This is a genomic window from Mycolicibacterium pyrenivorans (assembly GCF_025821625.1).
Taxonomy (GTDB): domain Bacteria; phylum Actinomycetota; class Actinomycetes; order Mycobacteriales; family Mycobacteriaceae; genus Mycobacterium; species Mycobacterium pyrenivorans.
The window spans coordinates 1-25167 of the sequence record NZ_JACKSH010000151.1 but is presented as its reverse complement, the minus strand read 5'-3'; the positions used below and the strand labels follow the sequence as shown (position 1 = coordinate 25167).

23 protein-coding genes and 2 pseudogenes are annotated in these 25167 nt (G+C 67.3%); 12 read left to right on the top strand and 13 right to left on the bottom strand.

The genetic code is table 11. The features are described from left to right. Positions 1 to 82: 82 nt before the first annotated feature. The 7 genes and pseudogenes from H7I57_RS18220 to H7I57_RS18190 all read right to left on the bottom strand — a co-directional run bounded on the left by H7I57_RS18220 (position 83) and on the right by H7I57_RS18190 (position 6572). A complete protein-coding gene (locus H7I57_RS18220; RefSeq protein WP_264025120.1) occupies positions 83 to 430 on the bottom strand; it encodes a metal-sulfur cluster assembly factor in 348 nt (115 codons plus the stop codon). Between the two features lie 146 nt (positions 431 to 576). Next, positions 577 to 1011, bottom strand: a pseudogene (gene sufU / locus H7I57_RS18215) (Fe-S cluster assembly sulfur transfer protein SufU); the annotation flags it as partial. Between the two features lie 3 nt (positions 1012 to 1014). After that, the gene (locus tag H7I57_RS18210; RefSeq protein ID WP_264025117.1) at positions 1015 to 2298 is read right to left on the bottom strand and encodes a cysteine desulfurase; all 1284 of its coding nucleotides are present in this window, start codon (positions 2296 to 2298) and stop codon (positions 1015 to 1017) included. A gap of 14 nt (positions 2299 to 2312) precedes the next feature. After that, positions 2313 to 3083, bottom strand: a complete 771-nt coding sequence (gene sufC / locus H7I57_RS18205; protein ID WP_264025116.1) for a Fe-S cluster assembly ATPase SufC — start codon at positions 3081 to 3083, stop codon at positions 2313 to 2315. Positions 3084 to 3085: 2 nt separating this feature from the next. Next, positions 3086 to 4261, bottom strand: coding sequence for a Fe-S cluster assembly protein SufD (sufD, locus tag H7I57_RS18200; protein ID WP_264025269.1), 1176 nt, complete (start codon positions 4259 to 4261; stop codon positions 3086 to 3088). 5 nt (positions 4262 to 4266) lie between these two features. Then, positions 4267 to 5706: a Fe-S cluster assembly protein SufB gene (gene sufB / locus H7I57_RS18195; RefSeq protein WP_264025114.1), complete on the bottom strand. Its 1440-nt coding sequence runs from the start codon at positions 5704 to 5706 to the stop codon at positions 4267 to 4269. A gap of 68 nt (positions 5707 to 5774) precedes the next feature. Then, positions 5775 to 6572 (bottom strand): helix-turn-helix transcriptional regulator, encoded by a 798-nt coding sequence (locus H7I57_RS18190; RefSeq protein ID WP_264025112.1) that lies wholly within the window; start codon positions 6570 to 6572, stop codon positions 5775 to 5777. Positions 6573 to 6653: 81 nt separating this feature from the next. Here H7I57_RS18190 and mptB point away from each other — a divergent pair, with 81 nt between their 5' ends. The 3 genes from mptB to H7I57_RS18175 are packed head-to-tail and all read left to right on the top strand — an operon-like array spanning position 6654 to position 10086. Beyond that, complete coding sequence (gene mptB / locus H7I57_RS18185) at positions 6654 to 8372, top strand: polyprenol phosphomannose-dependent alpha 1,6 mannosyltransferase MptB (protein ID WP_264025111.1); 1719 nt, start codon at positions 6654 to 6656, stop codon at positions 8370 to 8372. Further along, positions 8369 to 9307 carry an ABC transporter ATP-binding protein gene (locus H7I57_RS18180; protein ID WP_264025109.1) on the top strand — a complete coding sequence of 313 codons (939 nt, stop codon included), beginning with the start codon at positions 8369 to 8371 and terminating at the stop codon, positions 9305 to 9307. Before mptB ends, H7I57_RS18180 begins: the two co-directional genes overlap by 4 nt. After that, the gene (locus H7I57_RS18175; RefSeq protein WP_264025108.1) at positions 9304 to 10086 is read left to right on the top strand and encodes an ABC transporter permease; all 783 of its coding nucleotides are present in this window, start codon (positions 9304 to 9306) and stop codon (positions 10084 to 10086) included. Before H7I57_RS18180 ends, H7I57_RS18175 begins: the two co-directional genes overlap by 4 nt. Here the strand turns inward: H7I57_RS18175 and H7I57_RS18170 are convergent. Further along, the gene (locus tag H7I57_RS18170) at positions 10000 to 10686 is read right to left on the bottom strand and encodes a hypothetical protein (protein ID WP_264025107.1); all 687 of its coding nucleotides are present in this window, start codon (positions 10684 to 10686) and stop codon (positions 10000 to 10002) included. The two genes, H7I57_RS18175 and H7I57_RS18170, sit on opposite strands and share 87 nt — an antisense overlap. A gap of 204 nt (positions 10687 to 10890) precedes the next feature. Here H7I57_RS18170 and H7I57_RS18165 point away from each other — a divergent pair, with 204 nt between their 5' ends. Further along, positions 10891 to 11472, top strand: coding sequence for a TetR/AcrR family transcriptional regulator (locus H7I57_RS18165; RefSeq protein WP_264025106.1), 582 nt, complete (start codon positions 10891 to 10893; stop codon positions 11470 to 11472). A gap of 20 nt (positions 11473 to 11492) precedes the next feature. Then, a complete protein-coding gene (locus tag H7I57_RS18160; protein WP_264025104.1) occupies positions 11493 to 12461 on the top strand; it encodes a COX15/CtaA family protein in 969 nt (322 codons plus the stop codon). Here H7I57_RS18160 and H7I57_RS18155 read toward each other — a convergent pair. Further along, positions 12411 to 13349, bottom strand: coding sequence for an ATP-grasp domain-containing protein (locus H7I57_RS18155; protein ID WP_264025103.1), 939 nt, complete (start codon positions 13347 to 13349; stop codon positions 12411 to 12413). The genes H7I57_RS18160 and H7I57_RS18155 overlap by 51 nt on opposite strands. A gap of 56 nt (positions 13350 to 13405) precedes the next feature. On the opposite strand from H7I57_RS18155, the gene H7I57_RS18150 reads away from it, so the two are divergent. Continuing rightward, positions 13406 to 14380, top strand: coding sequence for a quinone oxidoreductase family protein (locus H7I57_RS18150; RefSeq protein WP_264025102.1), 975 nt, complete (start codon positions 13406 to 13408; stop codon positions 14378 to 14380). On the opposite strand, the pseudogene H7I57_RS18145 reads toward H7I57_RS18150, so the two are convergent. The 3 genes and pseudogenes from H7I57_RS18145 to H7I57_RS18135 all read right to left on the bottom strand — a co-directional run. Next, positions 14381 to 14539 (bottom strand): annotated as a pseudogene (locus tag H7I57_RS18145) (dicarboxylate/amino acid:cation symporter); the annotation flags it as partial. 88 nt (positions 14540 to 14627) lie between these two features. Then, entirely contained in the window at positions 14628 to 15575 is a 948-nt protein-coding gene (locus H7I57_RS18140; protein ID WP_264025100.1) for a DUF1254 domain-containing protein, read from the bottom strand. Positions 15576 to 15577: 2 nt separating this feature from the next. Beyond that, a complete protein-coding gene (locus H7I57_RS18135; protein WP_308204376.1) occupies positions 15578 to 16519 on the bottom strand; it encodes a heme o synthase in 942 nt (313 codons plus the stop codon). A 196-nt stretch (positions 16520 to 16715) separates the two neighbouring features. On the opposite strand from H7I57_RS18135, the gene tkt reads away from it, so the two are divergent. The 5 genes from tkt to pgl are packed head-to-tail and all read left to right on the top strand — an operon-like array spanning position 16716 to position 23124. Beyond that, the gene (tkt, locus tag H7I57_RS18130) at positions 16716 to 18809 is read left to right on the top strand and encodes a transketolase (protein WP_264025099.1); all 2094 of its coding nucleotides are present in this window, start codon (positions 16716 to 16718) and stop codon (positions 18807 to 18809) included. 24 nt (positions 18810 to 18833) lie between these two features. Beyond that, positions 18834 to 19949, top strand: a complete 1116-nt coding sequence (gene tal, locus H7I57_RS18125; protein WP_264025097.1) for a transaldolase — start codon at positions 18834 to 18836, stop codon at positions 19947 to 19949. Between the two features lie 9 nt (positions 19950 to 19958). Further along, positions 19959 to 21488 (top strand): glucose-6-phosphate dehydrogenase, encoded by a 1530-nt coding sequence (zwf, locus tag H7I57_RS18120; protein ID WP_264025096.1) that lies wholly within the window; start codon positions 19959 to 19961, stop codon positions 21486 to 21488. Then, complete coding sequence (gene opcA, locus H7I57_RS18115; protein WP_264025095.1) at positions 21485 to 22396, top strand: glucose-6-phosphate dehydrogenase assembly protein OpcA; 912 nt, start codon at positions 21485 to 21487, stop codon at positions 22394 to 22396. The genes zwf and opcA overlap by 4 nt, the downstream gene beginning before the upstream one ends. Then, a complete protein-coding gene (gene pgl / locus H7I57_RS18110) occupies positions 22393 to 23124 on the top strand; it encodes a 6-phosphogluconolactonase (RefSeq protein WP_264025094.1) in 732 nt (243 codons plus the stop codon). The genes opcA and pgl overlap by 4 nt, the downstream gene beginning before the upstream one ends. On the opposite strand, the gene H7I57_RS18105 is transcribed toward pgl, so the two are convergent. After that, positions 23092 to 23490: a DUF6632 domain-containing protein gene (locus H7I57_RS18105; protein ID WP_264025093.1), complete on the bottom strand. Its 399-nt coding sequence runs from the start codon at positions 23488 to 23490 to the stop codon at positions 23092 to 23094. The genes pgl and H7I57_RS18105 overlap by 33 nt on opposite strands. 426 nt (positions 23491 to 23916) lie before the next feature. On the opposite strand from H7I57_RS18105, the gene H7I57_RS18100 reads away from it, so the two are divergent. Continuing rightward, positions 23917 to 25140 (top strand): ISL3 family transposase, encoded by a 1224-nt coding sequence (locus H7I57_RS18100; protein WP_443678336.1) that lies wholly within the window; start codon positions 23917 to 23919, stop codon positions 25138 to 25140. The last annotated feature ends 27 nt before the right edge of the window (positions 25141 to 25167 follow it).

The following is a 25167-nucleotide window of genomic DNA, read 5'->3' as shown; positions in this document are numbered from 1 at the left end:
GCCACCCGGTGGGGTGGCGGAATCGACTGCAAGCGTTACACGCCGTCGCTGCGCCCGTACGGAGATTCCCGCGTCGGCGGACCTACACCGTGAATCCGAGAGCTCTGAGCTGCTCGCGGCCGTCCTCGGTGATCTTGTCCGGACCCCACGGCGGATTCCACACCCAGTTGATCTTGATCTCGTTCACCAGTCCGGCGCCGACCAGCGCGGTGCGCGACTGGTCCTCGATGACGTCGGTCAACGGGCACGCTGCCGAGGTGAGGGTCATGTCGATCAGCGCCACCTGCCCGGCGTCGCCCTCCTCGACACCAACGCCGTAGACAAGGCCGAGATCGACGACGTTGATCCCGAGTTCGGGGTCGACGACGTCACGCATCGCCTCCTCGATGTCGGCGAGCAGCTCGTCGTTTGGTACTGCCGTATCACTCATCAGTTCTCCTCAGGACTCTCCGATGTGCGGGCCCGCGCCAGCGCTCCATCTTCTGCGCTGGCCTGCGCCAGCGCTCCATCTTCTGCGCTGGCCTGCGCCAGCGCTCCATCTTCTGCGCTGGCCTGCGCCAGCGCTCCGTCTTCTGCGCTGGCCTGCGCCAGCGCGGCCTTGAACGCTGTCCAGCCCAGTAACGCACACTTGACCCGCGCGGGGTATTTCGAGACGCCGGCGAACGCGATGCCGTCGCCGAGCACCTCCTCGTCTCCCTCGATCCTGCCCCGTGACGACACCATCTCCGAGAACGCGGCAACCGTCTTGAGCGCGTCGCCGACGGTCTGACCGATCACCTGATCGGTCAGCACCGACGTCGACGCCTGGCTGATCGAGCAGCCCTGGCCGTCGTACGAGATGTCGGTGACGGTCTCCCCGTCGTCGGACAACGCCACCCGCAACGTGATCTCATCCCCGCACGTGGGGTTGACGTGCCGGACCTCCGCGCCGTACGGCTCCCGGAGACCGCGGTGGTGCGGATGCTTGTAGTGGTCCAGGATCACTTCCTGGTAGATCTGCTCGAGCCGCACGGCTCACGCCCTACCGAAGAAGTCCACAGCCCGACGAACACCCGCCACCAGCCGGTCCACCTCGTCGAGCGTGTTGTACACCGCGAAGGAGGCCCGCGCCGTCGCGGCGATCCCGAACCGGCGGTGCAACGGCCACGCGCAGTGATGGCCGACCCGGACGGCCACCCCGTCGTCGTCGAGCACCTGGCCCACGTCGTGCGCGTGCACACCGTCGACCACGAACGACACCGGGGAACCACGATCCACCATCGATGTGGGGCCGACGATCCGGACGCCGTCGATACCCGACAGCCCGGCGAGTGCGGCAGCCACCAGCTCGGCCTCGTGATGCTCGACGACGGTCATGCCGATGTCCTGCAGATACCGCGCGGCCGCACCGAGCCCGACGACCTGTGACGTCATCGGGGTGCCCGCCTCGAACCGCTGCGGCGCCGGAGCGTAGGTGGTGACCTCCATGGTGACCGTCTCGATCATCGACCCGCCGGTGAGGAAGGGCGGCAGCGCGTTGAGAAGCTCGCTTCGGCCGTACAGCACGCCGATGCCGGTGGGGCCCAACATCTTGTGGCCGGAGAACGCGGCGAAGTCGACGTCCAGGTCGTGGAAGTCCACCGGTTGGTGCGGCACCGACTGGCAGGCGTCCAGCAGGGTCAGCGCGCCGACCGCCGTGGCCCGCCGCACCAGCTCGCCCACCGGGGCAATCGCCCCGGTCACATTCGAATGATGGCTGAAGGCAACAAGTTTCACTCGCTCATCGAGCCTGAGCGAATCCAGATCGATACGTCCGGCTTCAGGCCCCTCGGAAATAACCGAGTACCAGCGCAGCTCCGCGCCGGTCCGCCTGCACAGCTCCTGCCATGGAATCAGGTTCGCGTGGTGCTCCAGCTCGGTCGTCACGATCACATCACCGGGGCCGATCGCCCGGTCGAATCTGTCGTCGCCGATGGCATATGACACGAGATTGATGGCCTCGGTGGCGTTCTTGGTGAACACCAACTCGTCGGGGTCGACGCCCACGAACGCCGCGACATCGGCGCGGCCCTGCTCGTAGGCGTCGGTGGACTCCTCCATCAGCTGATGGGCGCCGCGGTGAACAGCCCCGTTCGAATGGACCAGGAAGGCACGTTCGGCGTCGAGCACCTGCAGGGGCCGCTGCGAGGTTGCCCCGGAATCCAGGTATGCCAGTTGACATCCGCCGCGCATCACCCGGTTCAGGATGGGAAAGTCTGCCCGGATTCGGGCAATCCCCTCCAGATCCAGCGGTGCGTTACGGACATCAGACACGGACATCTCTGACTCCTTCTCTAGGAGGTCGATGCGGCCTGCGTGAAGCGTTCGTAGCCGTTCTCTTCGAGCTCGTCGGCCAGCTCGGGACCACCGGACTCGATGATCCGGCCGTCGAAGAACACGTGCACGAACTGCGGCTGGATGTAGCGAAGGATGCGGGTGTAGTGCGTGATCAACAGAACGCCTGCGTGCTCGGCCTCGGCGTAGCGGTTGACGCCCTCGCTGACGACCCGCAGCGCGTCGACGTCGAGACCCGAGTCGGTCTCGTCGAGGATCGCGATCTTGGGCTTGAGCAGGCCCAGCTGCAGGATTTCGTGGCGCTTCTTCTCGCCGCCGGAGAAGCCTTCGTTGACGCTTCGTTCGGAGAACGCCGGATCGATGTCGAGGTCGCTCATCGCGGCCTTGACCTCCTTGACCCAGTGCCGCAGCTTGGGGGCCTCACCGCGGACCGCGGTCGCCGCGGTGCGCAGAAAGTTCGACATCGACACACCGGGAACCTCGATGGGGTACTGCATGGCGAGGAACAGACCGGCGCGGGCGCGCTCGTCGATGCTCATCGCGAGGACGTCCTCGCCGTCGAGGGTGATCGAACCGGACGTCACCGTGTACTTCGGATGACCCGCGATCGCGTAGGACAACGTGGACTTTCCGGATCCGTTGGGGCCCATCACCGCATGGGTCTCCCCCGACTTCACGGTGAGGTTGACGCCCTTGAGGATCGGGATGTCGGTCCCGTCCTCGGCGGACACGACGCTGACGTGGAGGTCCTTGACTTCAAGTGTGGTCATGATCAGTTGCTTCTCGATTCGGTGATGGCCAGCTCTTTTTCGATGGCGTCGGTGAGGCGCTCACGCACGGCGGGCACGGCGATCTTGGCGATGATCTCGTTGAAGAAGCCGCGCACCACCAGCCTGCGGGCCTGCGCCTCCGGGATGCCCCGGGCACGCAGGTAGAACAGCTGCTCGTCGTCGAAACGCCCGGTGGCACTGGCGTGCCCGGCGCCGACGATCTCACCGGTCTCGATCTCCAGGTTGGGTACCGAGTCGGCGCGGGCGCCGTCGGTGAGCACCAGGTTGCGGTTCACCTCGAAGGTGTCGGTTCCGGTGGCCGCCGCACGGATCAACACGTCGCCGATCCACACGGTGTGCGCATCGGGCTTGTCCGAATCCGGATCACCTTGCAGCGCACCATTGTACAACACATCCGACTTGCAGTTGGGCTGCGCGTGGTCGACCAGCAACCTCGATTCGAAGTGCTGGCCGTCGTCGGCGAAGTAGGTGCCGAGCATCTGGGCGTCGCCACCGGGACCGGTGAACCGAACCGTTGCCGTGGTGCGCACGACATCGCCGCCGAGGGTGACGTTGACGTGCCCAAGGACGGCGTCCTTGCCGAGACGAGCGTGGTGCGCGCTGACGTGCACCATGTCATCGGCCCAGTCGGCGATCCAGATGACCCCCAGGCCGGCGGAGTCACCGACGATGATCTCGACGTTGTCGGCGTAGGTTCCGCTGCCGCGGAGGTCCACGACGACGATGGCCCTGGCCAGTTCCTCGACGCGGATCTGCAGGTGCCCGTAAGCCACCGCACCCTCGCCAGGGCCGTCGATCGAGATCTGGATGGGTTCGGCGACCTCGGTCTCGCGCGCCACCGTCACCACGGTCGCGGAGTTGAACGCCGAGAATGCCTGGGCCGCAACGCGGTCGGTGGGAGCACCGCCCTCGCCGAGTCGCTTGTCGCCACGGCGTACCGTCTCGACGGTAACACCGGGCTGTTCTGCGACCTCGATGTGCGCGTTTCCCGTCGCGGGCGCGGAGCCGTCGTGCAGGCCGCGGAGCCGCTTCAGCGGGGTGAACCGCCACAGTTCGTCGCGGCCGCGGGGCACCTCGAAGGCATCGACGTCGAACGAGGAGAAGAGTTCGCCCTTGTTCTTGATGATTCCTTCGGCAGCCTCAGTGAGATTGTTCAGTGCCACTAGCCGACCGCGCCTTCCATCTGCAGCTCGATCAGCCGGTTGAGCTCCAGCGCGTACTCCATGGGCAGCTCCTTGGCGATCGGCTCCACGAACCCGCGCACCACCATCGCCATGGCCTCGTCCTCTGTCAGGCCGCGGCTCATCAGGTAGAACAACTGGTCGGCGCTGACCTTCGACACCGTCGCCTCGTGCCCCATCGTGACGTCGTCCTCGCGGATGTCGACGTACGGGTAGGTGTCGGAGCGGCTGATCGTGTCGACCAGCAGCGCATCGCATTTCACGCTGGACCGCGAGCCGTGCGCGCCCTTGTTGATCTGAACCAGGCCACGGTAGGACGCCCGCCCGCCGCCGCGGGCCACCGACTTCGACACGATGTTGGACGACGTGTTCGGCGCCAGGTGCAGCATCTTGGCGCCGGTGTCCTGGTGTTGCCCTTCGCCGGCGAATGCCACGGAGAGCACTTCACCCCTGGCGTGCTCACCGGTCATCCACACCGCCGGGTACTTCATCGTGACCTTGGAGCCGATGTTTCCGTCGACCCACTCCATGGTGGCGCCGGCTTCCGCGCGCGCCCGCTTGGTGACCAGGTTGTAGACGTTGTTCGACCAGTTCTGGATGGTGGTGTAGCGGCAGCGCCCACCGGGCTTGACGATGATCTCGACGACCGCCGAGTGCAGCGAGTCGCTCTTGTAGATGGGCGCGGTGCAGCCTTCGACGTAGTGCACGTAGGCGTCTTCGTCGACGATGATCAGCGTCCGCTCGAACTGGCCCATGTTCTCGGTGTTGATGCGGAAGTAGGCCTGCAACGGGATGTCGACGTGCACGCCCTTCGGCACGTAGATGAACGAGCCGCCGGACCACACCGCGGTGTTGAGCGCGGAGAACTTGTTGTCACCGGCCGGGATCACCGTGCCGAAGTACTCCTTGAACAGCTCGGGGTGCTCCTTGAGCGCGGTGTCGGTGTCGAGGAAGATCACGCCCAACGCCTCGAGGTCCTCGCGGATCGAGTGGTAGACGACCTCCGACTCGTACTGCGCGGCGACGCCGGAGACGAGGCGCTGCTTCTCCGCCTCCGGGATGCCGAGCTTGTCGTAGGTGTTCTTGATGTCGGCGGGCAGGTCGTCCCAGGTGGCGGCCTGCTTCTCGCTCGAGCGCACGAAGTACTTGATGTTGTCGAAGTGGATGCCATCGAGGTCGGAGCCCCAGTTCGGCATCGGCTTCTTGTCGAAGGTGCGCAACGCCTTCAGGCGGATGTCGAGCATCCACTCGGGCTCGCTCTTCTTGGCCGAGATGTCGCGGACCACGGCTTCGGACAGCCCCCGCTGCGCGCTGGCACCTGCGACGTCGGAATCAGCCCAGCCGTAGCCGTACTTGCCCAGGGAGGCGATCGTCTCCTCCTGGGTCAACGCCTCGGGCTTAACCTCCGGTGTGAGTGTCATTGCGACGCACTCCTTTTGCTCTTGTCGGTGGCTTCGGCGCGGGCTGTGTGCCGAAGCGGTAGCGCTGTCTAATGACCGGCCGGACTCAGCGGGACATGGGTAGTGCAGGCACAGTCGCCGTTGACGATGGTGGCCAGTCGTTGAACGTGAGTACCCAGGACTTCGGCCATCGCTTGCTGCTCGGCCTCGCACAGCTCGGGGAACTCCTCGGCCACATGCGACACCGGACAGTGATGCTGACAGATCTGGACGCCGTGCACGGGCCCGCCCACCCGTGTGGTGGTGGTCGCGTACCCGGCGCCGGTCAGGGCGTCGGCGATCCGGTCGGCCGCCGCCTCGACGTCGCCCTCGGCGTCCGCTCCTGCGACCGGCTCGACACCGGCCAGGATGGCGTCGATGCGCCTACGGGCGAACGTCCGGACGGCGTCGTCGCCGCCGATCTCCCGTAGTTGGCGCATCGCGGCCGAGGCGAGGTCGTCGTAGGTGTGCTCAAGCTTGGCCCGGCCGGCCGCGGTCAGCTGATAGCGCTTGGCGGGACGGCCCCGCCCCTCCTGCTGCCACGCTGCTGCGGCGTTGGCCCGGGCGTCGCCCGCATCGATGAGGGCATCGAGGTGCCTGCGCACGCCTGCGGCGGACAGTCCGAGACGCTCACCGATGCTGCTCGCGGTGATGGGGCCGGACTCCAGGAGCAAGCGGATGACCGCGCCCCTGGTGTCTCCATGGGTATCTCCGTCAGCATGCGCAGGCCCCGACTGCGGGGCAGCCGAGTACGCGACCTGCGGACGGATTTTCACAACACCAGTGTGACGCAATTCCGGAACCGGGTCCAGGAAGGGCACCCTTATAAGCACTGTTGCGATACTCACAACGACTTGCGGTGCCTTCTGCTCTTCACGCGAGCGTTCATCGCCGCTTTACCCGGAATACCCGACCGCTACGCTGCCATCGTGGCAGGCCGCCTACGTTCCCTCAGCACGTCGATCGCCGGCTGGCACGGTGACGAGCGGACCGTCGGCAGTCCACTCAACGACGCCGAGCTGATGGCGATGCGCCGGACCCGCCTGTTCGGGGCGACCGGCACGGTGCTCATGGCGATCGGCGCCCTCGGTGCCGGTGCGCGCCCCGTGGTCCAGGACCCGACGTTCGGCGTCCGGCTGCTCAACCTGCCCTCCCGCATCCAGACGGTCTCGCTGACGATGACCACCACAGGTGCGGTGATGATGGCCCTGGCCTGGCTGATGCTCGGCCGGTTCGCGCTGGGCAAGCGGAAGATGACACGCAGCGACCTCGACCGCACCCTGCTGCTGTGGGCGGTGCCGCTGCTGATCGCGCCGCCGATGTACAGCAAGGACGTCTACTCCTACCTGGCGCAGAGCGAGATATCGCTGCAGGGCAACGACCCCTATCGGGTCGGGCCCGCCCCGGGGCTCGGCCTCGACCACGTGTTCACGCTGTCGGTTCCGAGTCTGTGGCGGGAGACACCGGCCCCATACGGCCCGCTGTTCCTGTGGATCGGTCGTGGCATCTCGGCGCTGACCGGGGAGAACATCGTCGAAGCGGTGCTGTTTCACCGGGTGGTGGTGCTGCTCGGCGTCGGGATGATCGTGTGGGCCACCCCCCGGCTGGCGCGTCGGTGCGGGGTGGCCGAGGTCAGCGCACTATGGCTGGGTCCGGCGAACCCGTTGCTGTTCATGCACCTTGTTGCCGGTATCCACAACGAGGCGCTGATGCTGGGGATGATGCTGGCGGGCACCGAGTTCGCGCTGCGCGGTATCGATGCCGCCAGACCACTGGTTCCACGACCGTTGGCCTGGCCGCGCGACCGCGCACAGTGGGGCCGCTGGTATCCGATGACGATGCTGATCGCCGGAGCCGCGCTGATCACCATGTCATCGCAGGTGAAGCTCCCGTCGCTGCTGGCGCTGGGATTCGTGGCGATGGCGCTGGCCTGCCGGTGGGGCGGCACGGTCAAGGCGTTCTTCATCGCGGGCGGATCGCTGGCGGCGGTGGCGTTGGCGGTGATGACGCTCATCGGCTGGGCGAGCGGGCTCGGGTTCGGGTGGCTGTTCACCCTCGGCACCGCCAACGTGGTGCGAAGCTGGATGTCGCCGCCGACGCTGTTGGCGCTGGGCACCGGACAGGTCGGCATCCTGCTGGGTCTCGGCGACCATACGACCGCGGTGCTGGCGCTGACGCGCGCCATCGGCGTCAGCCTGATCGCCGTGATCGTGACCTGGCTGCTGTTCGCGGTGCTCCGCGGCCGTCTGCACCCGGTCGGCGGGCTCGGCGTCGCGCTCGGCGCCACCGTCCTGCTGTTCCCCGTCGTGCAGCCCTGGTACCTGCTGTGGGCGATCATCCCGCTTGCCGCGTGGGCGACCAGGCCGGGATTCCGCGCGACGGCGATCACCGCCACCCTCGTCGTCGGGATCTTCGGCCCGACGGCGAACGGCGACCGATTCGCGCTGTTCCAGATCGCGCTGGCGGTGCTCGCGAGCACCCTGATCGTGCTGATCCTCATCGCGCTGACCTACCGGAAGCTGCCCTGGCGGCCGCTTCCCGAGCCCACCCCGACCGGTGCGGCGGAGACGGACTCGGCACCAGCGCAGGATCCGCCGCCACCGGATACACCGACCGCCAAGTCCGACGCCTACGCTGAGTCTCCGTGACCTCGCGCTCGTCGGACGCAGTACCCGTGCTGCTGCGTGGGGTCAGCAAGCGGTATGGGTCGACGACCGCGGTGTCAGAGCTCGACCTCGACGTCCAGACCGCCGAGGTGTTCGCCCTGCTGGGTCCCAACGGTGCAGGCAAGACGACCACGGTGGAGATGTGCGAGGGCTTCCTCAAACCCGATGAAGGCCGGATCGAGATCCTCGGTCTCGATCCCGTGGTCGACAACGCCGAGGTACGCGCGCGCGTCGGGGTGATGTTGCAGGGCGGTGGCGCGTATCCGGCCGCTCGCGCGGGTGAGATGCTCGACCTGGTGGCGTCCTACGCCGCCGACCCGCTGGATCCGAAATGGCTGCTCGACACGCTCGGGCTGGCCGAATCGGCGCGCACCACCTACCGGCGGCTGTCGGGCGGGCAGCAGCAGCGGCTCGCACTGGCCTGCGCCGTCGTCGGGCGTCCCGAGTTGGTGTTCCTCGACGAACCCACCGCGGGAATGGATGCGCACGCGCGAATCGTGGTGTGGGAGTTGATCGATGCGCTCCGGCGGGACGGAGTGACGGTGGTGCTGACGACACACCAGCTCACCGAGGCCGAGGAGCTCGCCGACCGGATCCTGATCATCGACCACGGCGTGGCCGTCGCCACCGGCACTCCGGCGGAGCTGATGCGCAGCGGCGCGGAGAACCAGCTTCGGTTCCGCGCCCCGCGGATGCTGGACCTGACCCTGCTCGTCTCGGCGCTGCCGGAGGACTACCGGGCAGCGGAGACCGCGCCGGGAGAGTATCTCGTCGAAGGCCACATCGATCCGCAGGTGCTCGCGACCGTCACCGCATGGTGTGCCCGGCTCGACGTCCTGGCGACCGACATGCGTGTCGAGAAGCGCAGCCTCGAGGACGTGTTCCTCGAACTCACGGGTCGCGAGTTACGGAAATGACCGCCGCCACCAATCGTTTCGCCCCGGGAACGTTCACCCCGGATCCCCGGCCCGCGGCAGTGGCGCAGATGCTGGGCGCGCAGTTCGGACTGGAACTGCGCCTGTTGCTGCGCAACGGTGAGCAGCTACTGCTGACGATGTTCATCCCGATCACGTTGTTGGTCGGGCTGACGCTGCTGCCGCTGGGCTCGTTCGGGGACAACCGGGCTGCAACGTTCGTCCCGGCCATCATGGCGCTGGCGGTCATCTCCACCGCGTTCACCGGACAGGCGATCGCCGTGGCGTTCGACCGCCGGTACGGGGCCCTCAAGAGGCTGGGGGCCACCGCTCTGCCCGTCTGGGGCATCATCGCCGGGAAATCCCTCGCCGTGGTCGCCGTCGTGTTCCTGCAGTCGATCCTGTTCGGCGCCATCGGTTTTGCCCTCGGTTGGCGGCCACCGATCGCCGGGCTGGCGCTGGGTGCCGTGCTCATCGCTCTCGGCACCGCGGTCTTCGCCGCGCTCGGCCTGTTGCTCGGCGGCACGCTGCGCGCCGAGATCGTGCTGGCCATCGCGAACCTGTTGTGGTTCGTGTTCGCGGGTTTGGGCGCTCTCACGTTGGAGGGCGGCATGGTCCCCGGCGGGCTGCGATGGGTGGCGCGGCTGACGCCGTCGGGTGCGCTGACCGAGGCGCTGTCAGACGCGATGACGCTCTCAGTGAACTGGTTCGGCCTCGCGGTCCTCGCGGTGTGGGGTGCCATCGCCTCGCTCTGCGCGCTGCGCTGGTTCCGCTTCACCTGAGGACCCCAGTTGCGGGAGCAGGTGTTCCAGTTGGCCGACTTCCTCGATGTTGTGCTTGACCCAGGCCTGCGCCATCGACGGAGGAAACCTGCGCAACAGCACCACGTTGACCGGCGCCAGCAACCGCGAGCGTGCCCCGATGTCCATGACGCTCACGTAGTGGGTCCCCTCGGAGCCCGCCGACCACGTGTGTTCCAGCTGAAAAACCGGGACGCCGCCGATCCGTTGCACCAACCGGATTCCGGTCTCGTCGAGCTTCTCCACCGCGTCGACGACGTCGACCCTGAACTCCGGTCGAGCCCCGAACGCCTCCACGATGTGGAAGCGTGCCCCCTCCGCGGCGCCGCCGTCTGGGGCGGGCCGGTCGAGCCCCCATCGGATGTGGTCGATCGGATGCCAGGCGCGGTAGCGGTCGACCGTCCGCCCGCCGTACGTCATCGTGCCGCCGAGGTGGGTGAACCAGTCCAGCAGCATCGTCGGCGTGACGCCCGCGAGCGGGCGGTGGTCGATGGTGATCCGGCGGCGGCGATGGGGGAACTCGGCGAACGCGACGGTCGCGGTGTCGACCGTCCTCAGCGGATAGAGCACAGGCAGAGACATGTCGACCTCCAAGATACGTTTGCGTTTCTTAAAGGGTACGATGACGAGATAAGATACGCAAGAGTTTCTTCAGCACTGCTGGCCGCGCGCCGAACGTACGGTTTCTGCGCGAATGCGGGCGGCGGATTCCATCAGAAACCGTCCATTCGCCGGACGGTCGGCCGGCCCGATCGACCGACTGTCCGACGAGGAGAGGAGCCCGGGATGGGTAGACGCCGCGGCGCGGAGCTCGACACCGCCATCCGATCGGCGGTGCTCGCGCTTCTCGGCGAACACGGCCCCGACGGCGTCACGATGGAGGCCGTCGCGGCAGCCGCGCACACCAGCAAACCCGTGCTGTACCGGCGCTGGCCAGACCGGCGCGCGCTGCTGCGCGACACCCTGCTCGGCATCGCCGTGACCGCCATCCCGAACGACGACACGGGCAGCTTCCGCGAGGACATGCTCGCGGTGCTGCGCGGCTGGGCCGAACTCTTCACCGGCGAAGGCGCGGCCCTGATGCGGTCCGTCATCGTCGCGGTGGCCGCCGACCCCGACCTGGCGTCGACCTTCCGCGCCGACGTGATCGGGTGGCGCAAAGACGAGATGAACGCATTGCTGGCGCGCGGCGTCGAACGCGGCCAGGTCCGCCCCGACATCCCCGTCGACGTGGTCCGCGAACTCGGTCAGAGCGTGCTGTGGCACCGCCTGCTGATCACCGGGGACCCGATCACCGACGAGTTGGTGGTGCAGCTCGTCGACGAGATCCTGGTGCCCGTCTGCGCCCCTACTACGATATGTAGTTAGGCAGCCTCTACCATCGGAGAGTGCCCGTCGGAGGATTCCTACCACGCTGGTTCGGCAGGCTCGTCGATCTCCTTCCCGAGCCGAGCCTGCGCGTACAGCGCATCGTCGCCGCGGCTGTGATCCTGACCCAGGGCGGCATCGCCGTCACCGGGGCGATCGTGCGCGTCACCGCCTCCGGTCTCGGGTGCCCCACCTGGCCGCAGTGCTTCCCCGGCAGCTTCACCCCGGTACCCGTCGCCGAGGTGCACCTGGTCCATCAGGTCGTCGAGTTCGGCAACCGGCTGTTGACCTTCCTGGTGGTCCTCACCGCGGCCGCCGCGGTGCTGGTGCTCACCCGTGCGCGGCGCAGGCGCGAGGTGCTGATCTACGCCTGGCTGATGCCGGCATCCACCGTGGTGCAGGCCGTCATCGGGGGCGTCACCGTCCTGACCGGGCTGCTGTGGTGGACGGTGGCCATCCACCTGCTGGCGTCGATGACGATGGTGTGGGTCGCCGTGCTCCTCTACGTCAAGGTCGGCGAACCCGACACCGGCGTGGTCGTGACACGCGTACCGAAGCCACTGCGCCAGCTGACGATCCTCAGCGCACTCACCCTCGCGGCGGTTCTGGTGACCGGCACGCTCGTCACGGGCGCGGGACCGCACGCCGGGGACAAGAGCGTCGAGCAACCGGTGCCACGGCTGCAGGTCGAGATCACCACGCTGGTGCACGGGCACTCCTCGCTGCTGGTGGCGTACCTGTCGCTGCTGGTGGGCCTCGGGTTCGCACTGCTGGCCGTGCGCGCGCCCAAGGAGGTGCTGAGGCGCCTCGGCGTCGTCGTGGCGCTGGTGACGGCCCAGGGGCTCCTCGGCACCGTGCAGTTCTTCACCGGTGTCCCCCCCGCACTGGTGGCCTTGCACGTGGCGGGCGCGGCCGCATGTACCGCGGCGACCGCGGCGCTATGGGCGTCGATGCGAGAGCGGACCGAGGCCGAACCCGTCGAGGGCTGATTCGACACCGAGGACGAACTGGCGCTGCCTGCGCCGCCGTTCGGCGTCGTCGAGCTGGCGCCAGCCCAGCGACGGTTCGACCAGTTCGAGCTCCAGCAGCCGTGGCGCATCCGCTCCGCCGAGGACGTCGACGCGGGCGTAGAGCAGGTCGGCGGGCGTGATGTGGAGGTGGCCGGCCGCCGCCGCGAGAGCGGCATAGCCGACGTCCCAGATCTCGAAGTCCGGCTCGGCGGGCCGCAGGCTCTCCTCGGCGTAGGTCCCCGACTCGTCGAACACCGGTGACTCGCCGGGCGGCGGCAGCAGCGGCGCCTTGGTGAACGCGTGTGACTGCTCCCCGCGCAGGAACACCAGCGCGGTCTCGCCGTCGCTCACCCGCGGGTCGTAGGGCTGCACGACGACCGTCTGTCCGTGGGCCTGCAGCGACGCGGCGTGGGCGGACGCCGCGGTCGCGTCGGAGAACCGCAGTGCGCCAACCGAACCCGCGCCGACCGCAGACTTGACGACGACTTCGCCGCGCGGGATGTGCACCCGCTCCCCCGGCGCGAAGAACGCGCTGGGAACCGTCGGCACACCCGCGGCGGCGAGGTCGGCGAGGTACCTCTTGTCGGTGTTCCACGCCACCACCTGCGGCGGGTTCAGCAGCCGCGGCACCTTCCAGGTCCAGGCGAGGAACTCCTCGAGCCGGTCGGTGTAGTCCCACGTCGCCCGCAGGATCACCAGGTCCGCGGCCAGGGTGGCCGGGTCGTCCCAGGACATCCAGCGGGCATACAGACCGCGCCCGCGCAGCGCCCTCACCAGGCCCGCGTCGTCACCGTCCCCCTCGGGCAGCGCCGGACACCCGGCGAGCACGATCCGGGGGTGGAAGAGGTCGGGGCGGGCGAGCTTCATGGCGGGATCGACTTTACCGACGGGGACGGCTTCACCGATGAGGGCATGATGGCTCTATGTACGCCATTGAAGTCGCCCAGACCGGTGGACCCGAAGTCCTGTCCTACGTCGACAAGCCGCAGCCCGCCCCGGGCCCCGGACAGGTGCTGATCAAAGCCGAGGCGATCGGCGTCAACTTCATCGACACGTACTTCCGGTCGGGCATGTACCCGCGCGAGGTGCCGTTCATCGTGGGCACCGAGGTGTGCGGGACCATCGAGGCCGTCGGCGACGACGTCGCCGCGCTGACCGTCGGCGACCGGGTGGTCACCGCGCAGTCGCTGGGCGCTTACGCCGAATACTGCTTGGCGCCCGCAGATTTCGTCGCCTATGTGCCCGACGGGGTGGCGCCGGACGTGGCCGCGTCGGCACTGCTGAAAGGCATGACCGCGCACTATCTGATCAAGTCGACCTATCCGGTGCAGCAGGGCGACACGGTGCTGCTGCACGCGGGCGCGGGCGGTGTCGGCCTGATCCTCACGCAGTGGGCGACCAGCCTCGCCGCGTCGGTGATCACGACGGTGTCGACTCCCGACAAGGCCGAGTTGTCCCGGCAGGCCGGTGCGGTGGAGGTGCTCGACTACCCCGACGATCCGAAGGAGTTCGGGGATCGGATCCGTGAGTTGACCGACGGCAACGGGGTTGCCGCGGTGTACGACGGCGTGGGGGCCTCGACGTTCGAGGCCAGCCTCGCCAGCCTCGCCGTGCGCGGCACGCTCGCGTTGTTCGGCGCGGCCAGCGGCCCGGTGCCGCCCCTGGACCCGCAGCGGCTCAACGCCGCGGGGTCGGTCTTCCTCACCCGGCCCAACCTGGCACACCACACCCGCACCCCGGATGAATTCTCCTGGCGCGCAGGCGAACTACTCACCGCCATCTCGGACGGCACGCTGACCGTCACCGTCAGCAACCGTTATCCCCTGCGTCACGCCGAGCAGGCCCACCGCGATCTGCAGGGCCGCAAGACCGTCGGATCGGTGGTGCTGGTCCCGTAGTCAGTCAGCCTGGTCGGCCCGCACCATCACATCCCGGTACTGGTCGAGGTCGATCTCCTCGGCCGTGACCACCTTGGTGCCGTTGTAGACCTCTCGATCGATCTCGTCGTCGGCGTTGGCCACCAGCATCGCCACGAACGTGTCCCCGTTGACGTTGAGGTGAACAGCAGGTCACCGACGAACTTCAGGTTGGCTGCCCATTCACCGACCAGCAGGCCGAACACGATTCCTGCCGATTGCGCCCCTGTTACACCGGCCGGGCGGCCGGGAACACCCAGGAGCCGTCGAGGATCTCCGGCCGCGGCCGGTACAGCCGCACCAGATAGTTCCAGCCCGGCGTGACGGGCAGACAGTTCGCAGCCGCGCCGTCGCAGCCGCCGAACTGGATCGTCACCGTTCCGTCGTCGCCTCTGGCGGCGGTGACGCTGTTGACCGAGTACGCGTCGGCCGCGTTGGGTGTGAAGTAGCCGTCGGCGTTGTAGACGGTGACGGACCAGAAGGCGTCCACCGGCACGTCCCCGACCGTCAGGCGGTGCACGATGGCGCCGTCGTTAACGTCCGGGTTCACGGTCAGATACAGGGCGTCGCGCTCGGGGTTGCCTCCCCACGCTGCGGCGGCGCCGATAAGCCGCCGCACCGGGTCTACCTCATCGACCGGCCCGAACATGTGCCTGGAGTCGGGCAGCGTCGCGAACAGCGTGATCAGCGCGTCGCGAACAATCTTCTGGCTGACGGGATCCCAGTCGGGTATCTCGAAACTGCCCTGCGCGGCCTGCTCGACGGCGACGCCTTCCTGCAGCGCGTGCACGGTGGCGAGATCGGCCGGATCGGTCGGGTCGACGAGGACGCGCAGCACCAACATGACGTAACGGTTGCCGATGCCGTCCCGATCGAAGGTGTGACGACCGGCGGTGTAGATCACCTCGGGTACGTGGTGGTCCTCGGTGATCACCTGCAGCGAGAAGAACCGGGAACCCGCGTCGGGCAGTGTCACGGCAACGGGCCCGGCGTCGAGGTCGAAGACCGCCACCGAGTACAGGGTGTCGCGGTTCTGCCGGACCACGAGTTGGTTGTCGAGTAGCCCGAAGTCACGAAAGTGTTTGAAGCGCCCGAGCACACCGTCGCGCACCACGTTGCCGAAGTACAGGTCGCTCTCGGCACGGATGAAGTTGTCCGGCGAAACGTGCACGGACATGGTCAGACGGCGAACAAGGTGGGCAGCGCGAGCGCCGAGTCCACCGCAAGTGCCAGGAACACCACCGCGAGGTAGTTGTTCGACTGAAGGAACAGCCGCAGCGGTTTGACCGGTTCACCGCGTCGCACCCCGGAGTACAGCTGGTGGGCCATCACCAGGAACCAGGTGCCGGCCAGGATCGCCACCGTCGTGTACAGCCAGCCTGTGGTCAGCGCCAACGCCAACGTCGCGACGACCGTCAGCCAGGTGTAGATCAGGATCTGCTTGGTGACCTGCCGCTCGGTGGCCACCACGGGCAGCATCGGGACACCCGCCGCCTCGTAGTCGTCCTTGTAGCGCATCGCCAGCGCCCAGGTGTGCGGCGGAGTCCAGAAGAAGATGATCAGGAACATCACCAGCGCGGGCCACTGGATGGTGCCCGTCACCGCCGACCATCCGATCATCACCGGCATGCAGCCGGCGGCGCCGCCCCACACCACGTTCTGCGAGGTGCGTCGTTTGAGCAGCAGCGTGTAGACCAGCACGTAGAAGGCGATGGTGGCGCCCGCCAGGTGCGCCGAGAGCAGGTTCGTCGTCCACCACAACCAGAAGAAGGACGCGACCGACAGCGCCAGACCGAAGATGAGCGCGTGGCTGCGCGGCACGGTGGCGCGGGCCAGCGCGCGGCGCTCGGTGCGCTTCATCTTCTTGTCGATGTCGGCGTCGGCGACACAGTTCAGCGTGTTGGCGCCCGCGGCGGCGAGCAGGCCGCCGACCAGCGTGTTGAGGATCAGCAGCGGGTCGACGGTGCCGCGGTCGGCGAGAAGCATCGCCGGGATGGTCGTGACCAGAAGCAGCTCGATGACGCGAGGCTTGGTCAGCCCGATGTAGCCCGCCAGCCGGGTGCGGAATCCGATCGGCCCCTCGGCGGTGTCGCTGACGAGGTGGCCTTCGCGAATCCTCACGCAACCAACTCCTCAGACACAGCGTGCGACGCCCCGGGCTTCTACTACAGACGATGGTAGACCGCAGCGTCCGACAGCCGTAATCGCAGGGTCGGTTCCCAGAAGACCGGGGATGACCTCTGCGTCATCGCCGCGTTCCCCATTAGGGTGGTTGATGCGGATCGACACGCCCCCGCCTATCCAAGGAGTGCGCCTCGTGACCACACTCGAAGAGATCTCTTCGCTGACCCGACCCAACCATCCCGACGACTGGACGGACGTGGATTCCCAGGCGGTCGACACCGTGCGGGTGCTGGCCGCCGACGCGGTACAGAAGGTCGGCAACGGTCACCCGGGCACCGCGATGAGCCTGGCGCCGCTGGCGTACACGCTCTTTCAACGGCAGATGCGGCATGACCCGAGCGACGTGCACTGGCTCGGCCGCGACCGCTTCATCCTGTCGTGCGGTCACTCCAGCCTGACGCTCTACATCCAGCTCTATCTAGGCGGCTTCGGCCTCGAGATCGATGACATCGAGGCGCTGCGGACATTCAAGTCCAAGACGCCGGGACACCCCGAATTCCGGCACACCAAGGGCGTCGAGATCACCACCGGGCCGCTCGGCCAGGGCCTGGCCTCGGCGGTCGGCATGGCGATGGCGGCCCGCTACGAACGGGGCCTCTTCGACCCGGACGCCGCACCCGGCACCAGCCCGTTCGACCACTACATCTACGTGATCGCCTCCGATGGCGACATCGAGGAGGGGGTCACCAGCGAGGCGTCGTCTCTGGCGGGCACCCAGCAGCTCGGCAACCTGATCGTGTTCTACGACAAGAACCAGATCTCCATCGAGCACGACACCGACATCGCGCTCTCCGAGGACGTCGCGGCGCGGTACCGCGCCTACGGCTGGCACGTGCAGGAGGTCGAGGGCGGCGAGAACGTCGTCGGCATCGAACAAGCCATCGCCGAGGCCAAGAAAGTCACCGACAAGCCGTCGTTCATCGCGCTGCGCACCATCATCGGCTATCCCGCCCCGAACAAGATGAACACCGGTGGCGTGCACGGCTCGGCGCTGGGCGACGACGAGGTCGCGGCAGTCAAGAACATCCTCGGCTTCGACCCGGACAAGACGTTCGAGGTCCGCGACGAGGTCATCGAGCACACCCGCAAGCTGGTCGATCGGGGCCGTGAGGCGCACCAGAAGTGGCAGCCGGAGTTCGACGCATGGGCCGAACGCGAGCCCGAGCGCAAGAAGCTGCTCGACCGGTTGCTGGCGCAGGAACTCCCGGACGGCTGGGACGCCGACCTGACGTACTGGGAACCGGGCAGCAAGGCGGTCGCCACCCGGGCGGCGTTCGGTCAGGTGCTCAACGACGTCGCGCCGAAGCTGCCCGAGCTGTGGGGCGGCTCGGCCGACCTCGCGGGCAGCAACAACACCACCATCAAGGGCGCGAAATCCTTTGGGCCGCCGTCGATATCCACCGAGGATTTCACCGCGGACTGGTACGGAAGGGTGCTGCACTTCGGCATCCGCGAGCACGCCATGGGCTCGATCCTGTCGGGCATCGTGCTGCACGGCCCGACCCGGGCCTTCGGGGGCACGTTCCTGCAGTTCTCCGATTACATGCGCCCCGCGGTGCGGCTGGCGTCGCTGATGGACATCGACACCATCTACATCTGGACCCACGACTCCATCGGCCTCGGCGAGGACGGCCCCACCCACCAGCCGATCGAGCATCTCGCCGCGCTGCGGGCGATCCCGAACCTGTCGGTGGTCCGGCCGGGCGACCCCAACGAGACCGCCTACGCGTGGCGCAGCATCATCGCCCGCGGCAATGGGAGCGGGCCGGTCGGGTTCATTCTGACCCGTCAGGGGGTTCCCGTGCTCGAGGGCACCAGCGCCGAGGGTGTGGCCCGTGGCGGCTACGTGCTCGGCGGCGGCACGCCCGCCGAGGACGCCGACGTGATCCTGATCGCTACCGGATCTGAGCTGCAACTGGCGGTCGAGGCGCAAAAGACTCTGCGGGACAAGAACATCTCGACGTACGTCGTGTCGATGCCGTGCGTCGAGTGGTTCGAGTCGCAGCCCAAGGAGTACCGCGACAGCGTGTTGCCTCCGCGGGTTTCGGCCCGCGTCGCCATCGAGGCAGCGGTCGCACAGAGCTGGTACAAGCTCGTCGGCGACACCGGCGAGATCATCTCCATCGAGCACTACGGCGAATCCGCCGACGACAAGACGTTGTTCCGCGAGTTCGGGTTCACCCCAGAAGCAGTGGTGGCCGCCGCGGAGCGCACGATCGCCAACTAGAGCTAATGAAACTGGAGAACTGCTATGACCCAGAACCCGAATCTGGCCGCGCTGGCCGCCGCAGGAGTATCGGTGTGGCTGGACGACCTGTCCCGTGACCGCCTGCAGACCGGCAATCTGCAGGAGCTGATCGACACCAAGTCGGTGGTCGGTGTGACGACCAACCCGTCGATCTTCCAGGCGGCGCTGTCCAAGGGCAACGCCTACGACGCGCAGGTCAAGGAGCTCGCCGAGCGGGGCGCCGACGTCGACGCGACGATCCGCACGGTGACCACCGACGACGTCCGCAACGCCTGCGATCTGCTGGCCAAGCAGTACGAGCTCTCCGACGGCGTGGACGGCCGGGTGTCCATCGAGGTCGACCCGCGCCTGGCCCACGACACCGACAAGACGATTCTGCAGGCGATCGAACTGTGGAAGATCGTCGACCGGCCCAACCTGCTGATCAAGATCCCGGCCACCGAGGCGGGCCTGCCGGCCATCACGGCGGTCATCGCCGAGGGCATCTCGGTGAACGTGACGTTGATCTTCTCCGTCGAGCGGCACCGCCTGGTGATGGACGCCTACCTCGCCGGACTGGAGAAGGCCGGGGAAGCCGGCCATGACCTGTCCCGAATCCACTCCGTGGCTTCGTTCTTCGTGTCCCGCGTGGACACCGAGATCGACAAGCGACTCGAGAAGATCGGCACTGAGGACGCTCTGGCGTTGCGCGGCAAGGCCGGAGTCGCGAACGCGCGCCTCGCCTATGCCGCCTACGAAGAGGTGTTCCTCGGCGGCGATCGATTCGAGGCGCTGAAGTCCGCCGGGGCCCGGGTGCAGCGACCGCTGTGGGCCTCCACGGGGGTGAAGAACCCGGACTACTCGGACACCCTCTACGTCACCGAGCTGGTCGCCCCCAACACCGTCAACACCATGCCGGAGAAGACGATGGACGCCGTCGCCGACCACGGCGTCATCACCGGGGACACCATCACCGGTCGCGGCGACGAATCGCAGGCGATCTTCGACCAGCTGTCGTCGATCGGCATCGATCTCACCGACGTCTTCCTGGTGCTGGAGAACGAGGGCGTCGACAAGTTCGAGAAGTCGTGGCAGGAACTGCTCGATGCCACCCAGGGCCAGCTCGACGAAAAGAAGTGACGCGCAGCTATGAGCCAGCCGTGGCATAACCCGTTGCGGGACAAGCGCGACAAGCGCATGCCCCGCATCGCAGGGCCGTGCAGCGTCGTGATCTTCGGCGTCACGGGCGACCTCGCCCGCAAGAAGTTGATGCCGGCGATCTACGACCTGGCCAACCGCGGGCTGCTCCCACCGTCGTTCGCGCTGGTGGGTTTCGCCCGTCGAGACTGGGTTGACGAAGATTTCGGCCAGGTGGTGTACGAAGCCGTCAAGCAGCACGCGCGAACCCCGTTCCGCCAGGAGGTGTGGGACCGCCTGGCCGAGGGAACCCGATTCGTCCAAGGAACGTTCGACGACGACGACGCCTTCGCCCGGTTGGCGGAGACCCTGGACAAGCTCGACGCCGAACGCGGCACCGGCGGCAATCATGCGTTCTACCTGTCGATTCCGCCGAAGGCGTTCCCCGTGGTATGTGAGCAGCTGCAGAAGTCGGGCCTGACCCGCCAGCACGACGGCAGCTGGAGCCGGGTGGTCATCGAGAAGCCGTTCGGGCATGATCTGGCCAGCGCGCGCGAGCTCAACGCCGTGGTCAACAACGTGTTTCCCGAGGAGTCGGTGTTCCGCATCGACCACTACCTGGGCAAGGAGACGGTCCAGAACATCCTGGCGCTGCGCTTCGCGAACGAACTCTACGAACCCATCTGGAACGCGCACTACGTCGACCATGTGCAGATCACGATGGCCGAGGACATCGGATTGGGCGGCCGGGCAGGCTATTACGACGGTATCGGCGCCGCCCGCGACGTCATCCAGAACCACCTGATCCAGCTGCTGGCGCTGACCGCGATGGAGGAGCCCGTCAGCTTCAACCCGCATGAGCTTCAGGCCGAGAAGATCAAGGTGCTCTCTGCGACGCGGCCGCTGCAGCCGTTGGACAAGACGACCGCACGCGGTCAGTACGCGGCGGGCTGGCAGGGCAGCGAGAAGGTGCCCGGCCTGCTCGAGGAGGACGGCTTCGCCGAGGACTCCACCACCGAGACGTTCGCCGCGATCACGCTGGAGGTCGACACAAGGCGCTGGGCCGGGGTTCCGTTCTTCCTGCGCACCGGGAAACGGTTGCCCCGCAGGGTGACCGAGGTGGCACTGGTGTTCAAGCGGGCTCCGCACCTGCCGTTCGACAGCACGATGACCGAGGAACTCGGCAAGAACGCCCTGGTGCTACGGATCCAACCCGACGAGGGCATCACGACGCGGTTCGGTTCCAAGGTGCCGGGGAGCGCGATGGAGGTTCGCGACGTCAACATGGACTTCTCCTACGGCTCGGCGTTCGCCGAGGACTCGCCGGAGGCCTACGAGCGGTTGATCCTCGACGTGCTACTCGGTGAGCCGTCGCTGTTCCCCGTCAACGCCGAGGTCGAATTGTCCTGGGAGATACTCGATCCGGTTCTGGAGAACTGGGCCTCCCACGGAAAGCCGGAACCGTACAGGTCCGGCACGTGGGGCCCGCCGTCGGCATACGACATGGTGCATCGGCTGGACCGTGAGTGGAGGCGGCCGTGATCGTCGAGCTTTCCGATACGACGACCAACGAGATCAACAAGAAGATCATCAGCCTGCGTGAGGAAGGTGGGGCGCTCACCCTCGGCCGCGTGTTGACGCTGGTGATCGCCGTCGAGAACGAGGCCACTCTCGAGGGCGCGGTCGAGGCGGCGACGTTCGCCAGCCGCGAGCACCCCTGCCGGGTGATCGTCGCGCTGCCCGGTGAGCGTGACGCCGCCGCGCCGCGCCTCGACGCCGAACTCCGGGTCGGCCGCGACGCGGGCGCGGGCGAGGTCGTGGTGCTGCGGCTACACGGCGAACTCGCCGAGCACGCCGACAGCGTGGTCTTGCCGTTCCTGCTGCCCGACACGCCCGTGGTGGCCTGGTGGCCCACCCTCGCACCCGACGTTCCCGCCCAGGACCCGTTGGGGAAGCTGGCCCTTCGGCGGATCACCGATGCCACCCGGGCAGCCGACCCGCTGGCGGCGATCAAGGGCAGGCTGCCCGGATACTCCTCAGGCGACACGGACATCTCATGGAGCCGCATCACGTACTGGCGCGCCTTGCTCGCCTCGGCCATCGATGAGCCACCCCGTGAGCCGATCGAGTCCGCCCTGGTCTCGGGCCTGCAGGCGGAGCCCGCACTGGACATCCTGGCGGGCTGGCTGGCAAGCAGGATCGACGGCCCGGTGACGCGTGCGGTGGGCACGTTGAAGGTGGAACTGCATCGCGCCGGCGAGACCGTGACGCTCAGTCGCCCCCAGGAGGGACGGACCGCGACGTTGAGCCGCACGTCCCGCCCCGTGGCGCTGGTTCCGTTGGCGCGCAGGGACACGCCGGAGTGCCTCGCCGAGGAGCTGCGTCGGCTCGACGCCGATGAGATCTACCACGAGGCACTGGCTGGCATCGACAAGGTGGTCTACCGATGAAGCCGATCGTCGAAACCTATTCCGACACAGCGGCGTTGGTCGCAGCTGCCGGGGACCGGCTGGTGGGCGCGATCGCCGATGCGATCGCCGAGCGGGGTGAAGCCTCTGTCGTGCTGACCGGCGGCGGGACCGGCATCGGCCTGCTCAAGCGCGTCGGTGAGCGCAGCGACGAGGTCGATTGGCAGAAGGTCCACGTGTACTGGGGCGACGAACGCTTCGTGCCCCACGATGACGACGAGCGCAACGACAAGCAGGCGCGCGAGGCGTTGTTGGACCACGTCGAGATCCCGGACGCCAATGTGCATGCGATGGCTGCCAGCGACGGTGAGTTCGGCGACGACCTCGACGCCGCTTCCGCCGCGTATGCAGAACTGCTGACCGCCACCCTCGACGCACCGGAACCCGAGTTCGACGTGCATCTACTGGGGATGGGCCCCGAGGGGCACATCAACTCGTTGTTCCCGGACACCTCAGCCGTGCGCGAGACCGAGCGCCTGGTCGTCGGGGTCACCGACTCCCCCAAGCCCCCGCCACGGCGGATCACGTTGACGCTGCCCGCGGTTCAGCGCTCGCGGGAGGTCTGGCTGGTGGTGTCGGGAGCCGGGAAGTCCGAGGCGGTGGCCGCCGCGATCAACGGCGCGGCGCCGGTCGACGTCCCCGCCGCCGGCGCGGTGGGCCGGGAGGCCACCGTCTGGCTACTCGACGAGGGTGCCGCGTCGAAGCTCTGATCGACTGACGAGCACCGCCAGCACGACCGCCACCAGCAGCAGCGCGGGCACATCGCCCCACAGGTGCCCCCGATGTTGGGGATCGCCGAGGGATTGCACCGCCATGATCACCGCGTGGACGACGCTCGACCACACCGTGAACCAGATCAGGCTGACGTTGGCCTCGGGACGCCGCGCCGCGTTGCAGAGAAATGCTCCCAGTACCGCGTACAGGCCGACGATCATCATGAAGTATTCGGACCCGTACGGCGCGCCGTGATGCCATGCCCACCCCGACGGCCATACCACTGCCAGCGGGTAGAGCAGAAGCATCACGACGCCGAAGACGACGAGCGCGATGCGGAGAAGCCGGTAGCTGACGGTCATTGCATGCTCCAGAACATCATGGCCACCGCTTTCAGGAAGGCCGAACACCGAGATTGGCTCTGCTGTGGTTGAATTCGCGGAATCGGCGCCGTGGATGCAATCTCGGCGATGGTTGTGGATGACGGCGGGATTTGTCACTGTCTGTCGGTAGAGTCGAATATATGTGGCGCTCCTAGTGTTCTAGTGGGTGCCTTTTCGCTGTTCAGCGGTTCTTTTGGTTGAGACTCAAGCGTTCTCGGCGTGTTATTGCGCAGATGAGGTGGCGCTCCTAGTGTTCTAGTGGGTGCCTTTTCGCTGTTCAGCGGTTCTTTTGGTTGAGACTCAAGCGTTCTCGGCGTGTTATTGCGCAGATGAGGGACGCGCACGCGGTGGACCTCTAGGTTTTCGGGGTTACCACACCAACCTCAACCGCAAGGACCGATCCGCGTGCGCGTCAGTACTGCATTTAACCGTCTCCTTCAGATCCCCGGGGCATCGGTGACCGATGTCGCCATCGGAGAGCGCGACGTCGAAGTCACCCTTCGTCCCCACAAGCGGTTGCTGCTCTGCCCGTGCGGCAAACGGCTGCGCGCGGGCTATGACCGGCGTCGGCGGCGCTGGCGGCACCTGGACCTGGCCACGCATCGATTGTGGCTGGTCTACGAGATCCGTCGGCTGAACTGCCCCGACTGCGGGGTGGTCACCGAGCAGGTGCCCTGGAGCCGGCCCGGTGCGCGCCACACGCGTGACTTCGAGGACACCGTGTTGTGGCTGGCTGCCCGCACCGACCGCACCACGGTGGCGACGTTACTGCGCTGCGCGTGGGAAACGGTCACCGCGATCATCAACCGCACCGTCGACGAACTGCTCGACGAGCGCCGCCTCGGTGAGATCTACCGGCTCGGCGTCGATGAGATCTGCTATCGCCATCCGCACAAATATTTGACCATCATCGGCGATCACGCCACCGGCACGGTGATCGACGTGCAACCCGGTCGAGGTGTCGATTCCCTTGCCGCCTTTTACGACCGGCTCACACCCGATCAACGTAGCGACATCGAAGCCGTCTCGATGGACGGAGCCACCGCGTTTCGGGCTGCCACCGAAGCCGCGCTGCCCGACGCCGCGATCTGCTACGACACCTTCCACGTCATGCAGTGGACCAACCGAGCACTCGACGAAGTGTTCTCCGCGGCGGTGGCCACCAACCGCGCCGACTTCGACATGTCCTCGGGGCAATGGCGAAAAGCGCGTACCGCACTGCGGACCGGCGCTGAACGCCTCAACCCCACCCGCCACGATCTGGTCGCCACGATCACCGCCCAGAACCACGACATCGGCACCGCCTGGCGGCTCAAAGAACAACTGCGCGACCTGTTTCGCATCGCCCACCCCGCCCGATCCCCACGACGTCTACGTCGCTGGATTCAACGTGCCCGCGACAGCGGCATCCGCCCCTTCGAACACCTTGCCCGCCGCCTCGAGCAACACTTCGACGGCATCATCAACACCATCAAACTCGGCATCACCAACGGGCTCATCGAGGGCATCAACGCCAAGATCCGCCTCATCAACGCCCGCGGCTACGGCCATCACACCGCCAAATCACTGACCTCGATGATCTACCTCATGCTCGGCGGAATCAGCCCGAAACTCCCCACAACAAGGTGAGGAGTCGCCAACAAGGTGAGGAGTCGC